The sequence below is a fragment of the Paenibacillus sp. OT2-17 genome (assembly GCF_009827695.1).
Lineage (GTDB): Bacteria > Bacillota > Bacilli > Paenibacillales > Paenibacillaceae > Paenibacillus > Paenibacillus polymyxa_B.
Genome location: NZ_WUDQ01000221.1, coordinates 1 through 5,747 on the forward strand (window position 1 = coordinate 1; position 5,747 = coordinate 5,747).

A 5,747-nucleotide genomic window follows, 5' to 3' on the forward strand; every position below is an offset into this window, starting at 1 on the left:
CCCCCCTCAAGATGAGATTTCCCAATTAGTAAGACCCCTTGAAGACGACGAGGTAGATAGGTTGGGGGTGGAAGTGCAGTAATGCATGGAGCTGACCAATACTAATCGGTCGAGGGCTTATCCTAAAAATAAAACGCAAATGAGTTTCGGATCCAGTTTTCAGGGTGTAACCTTGAAATTGCGCTTGATATTCCAAATCACTTTGTTGATTTAAAGAATAACTTGCGGAATTTTGCTAAGCGAGTCCATTTATATGGAGAGATACCCAAGTGGCTATAAGGGGACCCTCTGCTAAGGGGTTAGACTGCGAAAGTGGTGCGAGGGTTCGAATCCCTCTCTCTCCGCCATTTAGGACAAGCTAGCGAAATATTATGTTATGGCGGTGTAGCTCAGCTGGCTAGAGCGTACGGTTCATACCCGTGAGGTCGGGGGTTCGATCCCCTCCGCCGCTACCATACATACCCAGGAGGCTTAGCTCAGCTGGGAGAGCATCTGCCTTACAAGCAGAGGGTCGGGGGTTCGATCCCCTCAGCCTCCACCATTGTGCCGGTGTAGCTCAACTGGTAGAGCAACTGACTTGTAATCAGTAGGTTGGGGGTTCAAGTCCTCTCGCCGGCACCATTTTGGAGGATTAGCGAAGTGGCCAAACGCATCAGACTGTAAATCTGCTCCCTTACGGGTTCGGTGGTTCGAATCCATCATCCTCCACCAGTCTTTTCATAATCATATGGCGGTCGTGGCGAAGTGGTTAACGCACCGGACTGTGACTCCGGCATTCGTGGGTTCAAGCCCCATCGGCCGCCCTTTATTCTTAATTTATTGGGGATTAGCCAAGCGGTAAGGCAACGGACTTTGACTCCGTCATGCATAGGTTCAAATCCTATATCCCCAGCCATTAAGAGCCATTAGCTCAGTTGGTAGAGCACCTGACTTTTAATCAGGGTGTCGAAGGTTCGAGTCCTTCATGGCTCACCATTTATAATTATTTTGCGGTCGTGGCGGAATTGGCAGACGCGCACGGTTCAGGTCCGTGTGGGCTAACCCCCGTGGAGGTTCGAGTCCTCTCGACCGCACCATATTTTGCGGACGTGGCTCAGCGGTAGAGCATCGCCTTGCCAAGGCGAGGGTCGCGGGTTCGATTCCCGTCGTCCGCTCCATTATCCATACGGCGCCATAGCCAAGTGGTAAGGCAAAGCTCTGCAAAAGCTTCATCCCCAGTTCAAATCTGGGTGGCGCCTTGACTGCTCATTATGGATTTAAATATGCGCCCTTAGCTCAGCTGGATAGAGCGTTTGACTACGAATCAAAAGGCCGGGAGTTCGAATCTCTCAGGGCGCGCCATTTCTTAAAAAAAGTATAATGTCGGGATGTAGCTCAGCTTGGTAGAGCACCTGGTTTGGGACCAGGGGGTCGCATGTTCAAATCGTGTCATCCCGATACTGATTTGCGGGTGTAGTTCAATGGTAGAACTCCAGCCTTCCAAGCTGGTAGCGTGGGTTCGATTCCCATCACCCGCTTTTTGCTATAGCGGATTCTTGTTGCCTCAGTGGTGACACCTTATAAATAAAGAGAGCCTGTCTGGGGACAGAGCTCTCTCTTTTTTTGTATTTATCTTCATGTACCCACAATGTGTTGATTATTCATAATCTCGGTATCGGTGTATATCGTTCTGATCATACAACTGGTATACACCGATAACCGATCTAGTGGACAGTTTTTACACGGGAATGGTCAGCTGGATGGAGGTTCCCTCATCTGGAGCAGAGGTCATGCTCATAAATCCCCCTACCCCTCTAGCTCGTTCTTCCATACTGAACAATCCAACTCCCTCTCCTTGGGACTTTCCAGAGAATCCAATGCCCTCATCCCGAATGGTCACTTGTATCATTTCATCTTGATCCTCAACATCGACATATGCCTCCGCTACATCTGCATATTTGGCTACATTCGTTAATGCCTCCTGTACAATCCGATAAATTGCTATTTCCTTGCGAATATCAAGGCGTTTACGTAGAGTGCATTGAAAATGCACCTCAATCCCGTAATGAGAACAGAAGTTTTCAATATAGGTTCTTATAGCTGGGACGACACCCAAATCATCCAGAACTGAGGGACGAAGTTCCCACGCTAGACCACGAACATCTTTGATGATGTCGGTCACCTGCGAACGAAGACTCTCCAGAGCAGCACTAGGTTGTTCGGCAAGTTGGCTATCTAACTGAATAATAAGTGAAAACAAGCTTTGTCCTATCCCATCATGTAGCTCTCTTGAAAAGCGTTTACGTTCTTCTTCCTGTATTTGCATGACTTGCGTCATCATAGACTGGAGTTCTGCTTCTACTTTCTTCAGTTTAGTGACCTCATTACGAATCGCTAAGTACTGATAGGGTTTACCTTCCTCGTCCATAAACGGAACGATCGTAGTATTCACCCAGTAGTAGCTGTTATCTTTAGCACGATTACGTATTTCTCCTTGCCAAACCTCACCTGAACGGATTGTAGTCCACAGGTTTTTCATGAAGGCAGGGGTATGATAGCCTGAATTAATGAGACGATGATCCTGACCGATCAGCTCTTCACGACTGTATTGCGAAATCTCACAGAACTTGTCGTTCACGTACTGAATAATACCTCGATGATCGGTCAAAGCAACGATGGAAGACGTATCTAGAGCAAATTTAAGATTGGATAGTTGGTGGAGTGAGTTACGCAGTGCATGGAGAAAAGGGGACTCTGGTATATAAATTTCCAGATCATTCAGCAGTGTATCGGTTGATTCACCAAAGGCATGCTGCAGTAAAGGATTAGAAGGTTCATTCATAATGGAGAAGCCCCTTTTTTAGTGCGAATTTGACTAGCTCAGGTCGTGTTTTCAAGTTAAGCTTCTCCATAAGGTTACTTTTATGGGACTCTACGGTTTTGACGCTAATCACTAGGTGCTCGGCAATTTCCTTGTTGGCATATCCTTTGGCTACCCACGATAGAATCTCCTTTTCCCGCTCAGATAGGGATTCATAGGGTCCGGCTATGCCTTCCTGTTTGATTTTGTCCAGATATTCACTCATCAGTCGTTTGGTTGCATTCGGGTACAAATAGGCACTACCCTCGGCTACAGACTGGATGGCAGCGAGCAACTCCTCGTGAGGTGCGCTTTTTAAAATATATCCGGATGCTCCAGCCTGAATGGCCCGGAACAGATATTCTTCATCATCATGCATTGTTAAAATAAGGACTTCTGTGTCGGGCAACTTTTTTTTTAATTCAGTGGTTGCCGTGAGACCATCTTTGCCAGGTGGCATGCTAAAATCCATGAGCACGACATTAGGTTGTAGCTCCACTGCCTTGTGGATTGCCTCATCCCCGTCTGCTGCATCTCCTACTACCTTGATACCGTTTTTGCCGTCCAATAGGGCCATGAGGCCAGAACGTACGACAACGTGATCATCCACTACTAGTATACGAATCAATTTGTCATCCCCTCGAACGGTAAAAAAAACCGTGCGTTTTGTCATAATCATAGCAAATTTTAGGGATTTCAATCAACAAAGATAGTTAGGGACAGTGATATCAAGTATTTTATGAGTTTCATTATCTACAGAAACATTGTTGATCTATGGAGTAAGAGGGTAAGCACATAGTTGGCTAAGGCGTTGAGCGACTTGAGTGGCCTCGGCTACATCAGACTCTGTGAACATCCTCACATCACGATTACCAAGAAGCAGCACACCGTTGGGCAGATCCCCTGTGCTGGAAAAGGGAATAGCAACAGCAGAGTGAAGCTGCTCGGCCAGCATTAGTGCACATTCCTGACGCAAACGTATACTACCTGATAGCAAAGCACTTACAGTCACGGTACGTCCCAAGCGAACAGCCATCCCGGCAATACCATGGCCAATCTTAAAAGAAATAAGGCGATAGCGATTGCTTCGGCTACCGGAGGCGTAATACCAATGCAACTTACCACCCGACTTGGACATAAATGCAAGGGCAGTGAGATCACCATAAATAGTATCTCTCAACTGGTTCAGTTCTTTTCGCATTTCATCCGTTATTTGTAGCATAGAAGACACATCCTTTTTCATAACCAAACTATATCTCTAATTCATTGTAGTTCCGACAGTTACAAAAGTAGATCAGGGAACCCCCTGATCTATAGGTGCAGGAAACACTGACTTTTCATCAGGTCGGGTAAGGAGTAGGGAAAAGGCCGATAAATGGGGCATTAGCTTACCTCGGAAGTGATATTTATCACAGTAAATCAGGGAGTAGGAAGGTATAAAATCAGGTGTTCTCCCGATAACAACCCAGGCCTTAAAACATTATGATATAGATATCAGGTAAACACGAGGAGGACGCTAACATGCAAGCCACTTGTATGGAACGGTTTGGGGACGAAGCGGAACGCACGGGAATTCAGATTTATTTGACAGAAGAACATTTGGATCTGCTAAAAGATATTATGTCCTGGAAGAAGGTAAAGGCAGGCGTTATGCTTTTCCGAGAGGGCGATGATGCAGAGCAGCTTTATTATATACATTCAGGTCATGTTAAACTTCGTAAATCGACAGAAGATGGTAAAGAACTGATTCTGACCATTCAGCATCAAGGCGACTTAATTGGGGAATTTAGCGGGATAGATGGAGAAGAGTATAGTTGCACTGCGGAAACAGCCGATGTGTGTGAGTTAGGCGTCGTGCTTGTTAAGGATTTGGAGTCGCTCTTGTCCAAAAATGGGGAAATGGCACTTCAGTTCATCCAGTGGATGGCGATGAAGCAACGCATTATGCAATCGCGTTTTCGGGACTTACTGTTGTATGGTAAAACTGGAGCGCTAGCGTCTACATTGATCCGTGCTAGCAATACATGTGGCGTGGCTGTGAAGGATGGCATTTTACTAAATATGAAGCTAAGTCACTCTGAATTAGGTGAGATGATTGGAGCGACGCGAGAGAGTGTGAACCGGATGCTGAGCGCGCTGAAAGAGCAGGGAACCCTAGATACAAGGGATGGAAAGATTGTCATTCACGATCTCAAGGTATTACGTGGCATGTGCTGCTGTCCTTCGTACGGCCAATGTGCCCATGAAATTTGTCGCCTCTAATATTATGAATACCATTAGGCGGGGTCCAAGAGGCTTCGCCTTGTTGCATGTCTTCTAACAATCTAGCACATGGGGTAACGGGGTTAACGAACAAAATAGATTACAAAAAAACTAATTAACGTCGTATAGCGGTTAATTACCAATAATGTATTTATATTAAATGGAACTGAACACATGACATTTTATGAACTAGCTGTTTTGAAATAACATTGGAGCTAATAATGGTTGACTAAAAGGTGAAAGGGATTTTAAGTTTGAAAAAGGGATTATTTACAAGTTGCTTTCTTTTGCTGAAAATGATATATTATTTGAGCTGACAACAAAACAGCAGTTTCAAAAGCAAAAAGCTTGGGTGAAACGATCTTCAAAAAAAGAAAAAAATAACCCTTGCATTTTTGAAACGAACATGATATGATCTTATAGCTGCTGAAAAACGCAGCGAAAGAGGAATGTTTGATCTTTGAAAACTGAACAACGAGTGAGTGAAACGATTTTGTTCGCAAAATCAAACAAGAGATATTTTATCTCGTCAGTTTCAAAATGAGCTTATCGCTCTTTCTATAAACCGACTTCGGTTGGTCTTTAATGGAGAGTTTGATCCTGGCTCAGGACGAACGCTGGCGGCGTGCCTAATACATGCAAGTCG

General features: G+C 45.2%; 4 protein-coding genes, 14 tRNA genes and 2 rRNA genes. 17 read left to right on the top strand and 3 right to left on the bottom strand.

Annotated features, from left to right (window positions below; translation table 11 throughout):
* The 15 genes from GRP75_RS17840 to GRP75_RS17910 form a co-directional block, all read left to right on the top strand.
* Window positions 1-125 (top strand): 23S ribosomal RNA (locus GRP75_RS17840); the annotation flags it as partial.
* 130 nt (window positions 126-255) lie between these two features.
* Window positions 256-347 (top strand) — tRNA-Ser (locus GRP75_RS17845).
* 31 nt (window positions 348-378) lie between these two features.
* Window positions 379-455, top strand: a tRNA-Met gene (locus GRP75_RS17850).
* 10 nt (window positions 456-465) lie between these two features.
* Window positions 466-541, top strand: a tRNA-Val gene (locus GRP75_RS17855).
* A 4-nt stretch (window positions 542-545) separates the two neighbouring features.
* Window positions 546-621 (top strand) — tRNA-Thr (locus GRP75_RS17860).
* A 4-nt stretch (window positions 622-625) separates the two neighbouring features.
* Window positions 626-711, top strand: a tRNA-Tyr gene (locus GRP75_RS17865).
* A gap of 19 nt (window positions 712-730) precedes the next feature.
* Window positions 731-803: transfer RNA gene (locus GRP75_RS17870), tRNA-His, on the top strand.
* Window positions 804-820: 17 nt separating this feature from the next.
* A tRNA-Gln gene (locus GRP75_RS17875) sits at window positions 821-895 on the top strand.
* A gap of 4 nt (window positions 896-899) precedes the next feature.
* Window positions 900-975: transfer RNA gene (locus GRP75_RS17880), tRNA-Lys, on the top strand.
* 14 nt (window positions 976-989) lie between these two features.
* A tRNA-Leu gene (locus GRP75_RS17885) sits at window positions 990-1,076 on the top strand.
* 6 nt (window positions 1,077-1,082) lie between these two features.
* Window positions 1,083-1,157 (top strand) — tRNA-Gly (locus GRP75_RS17890).
* 10 nt (window positions 1,158-1,167) lie between these two features.
* Window positions 1,168-1,238 (top strand) — tRNA-Cys (locus tag GRP75_RS17895).
* 26 nt (window positions 1,239-1,264) lie between these two features.
* Window positions 1,265-1,341, top strand: a tRNA-Arg gene (locus GRP75_RS17900).
* 22 nt (window positions 1,342-1,363) lie between these two features.
* A tRNA-Pro gene (locus GRP75_RS17905) sits at window positions 1,364-1,437 on the top strand.
* Between the two features lie 9 nt (window positions 1,438-1,446).
* Window positions 1,447-1,517 (top strand) — tRNA-Gly (locus GRP75_RS17910).
* Window positions 1,518-1,717: 200 nt separating this feature from the next.
* Here the strand turns inward: GRP75_RS17910 and GRP75_RS17915 are convergent.
* The 3 genes from GRP75_RS17915 to GRP75_RS17925 all read right to left on the bottom strand — a co-directional run bounded on the left by GRP75_RS17915 (window position 1,718) and on the right by GRP75_RS17925 (window position 4,061).
* Window positions 1,718-2,821, bottom strand: a complete 1,104-nt coding sequence (locus GRP75_RS17915) for a PAS domain-containing sensor histidine kinase (RefSeq protein ID WP_023986656.1) — start codon at window positions 2,819-2,821, stop codon at window positions 1,718-1,720.
* On the bottom strand, window positions 2,814-3,467 hold the full coding sequence (locus GRP75_RS17920; RefSeq protein WP_023986657.1) for a response regulator: 654 nt from the start codon (window positions 3,465-3,467) through the stop codon (window positions 2,814-2,816). The genes GRP75_RS17915 and GRP75_RS17920 overlap by 8 nt, the downstream gene beginning before the upstream one ends.
* Before the next feature lie 144 nt (window positions 3,468-3,611).
* A complete protein-coding gene (locus GRP75_RS17925) occupies window positions 3,612-4,061 on the bottom strand; it encodes a GAF domain-containing protein (RefSeq protein WP_028542674.1) in 450 nt (149 codons plus the stop codon).
* A 299-nt stretch (window positions 4,062-4,360) separates the two neighbouring features.
* Here GRP75_RS17925 and GRP75_RS17930 point away from each other — a divergent pair, with 299 nt between their 5' ends.
* A complete protein-coding gene (locus tag GRP75_RS17930) occupies window positions 4,361-5,101 on the top strand; it encodes a Crp/Fnr family transcriptional regulator (protein WP_023986659.1) in 741 nt (246 codons plus the stop codon).
* A 582-nt stretch (window positions 5,102-5,683) separates the two neighbouring features.
* Window positions 5,684-5,747, top strand: a 16S ribosomal RNA gene (locus tag GRP75_RS17935); the annotation flags it as partial.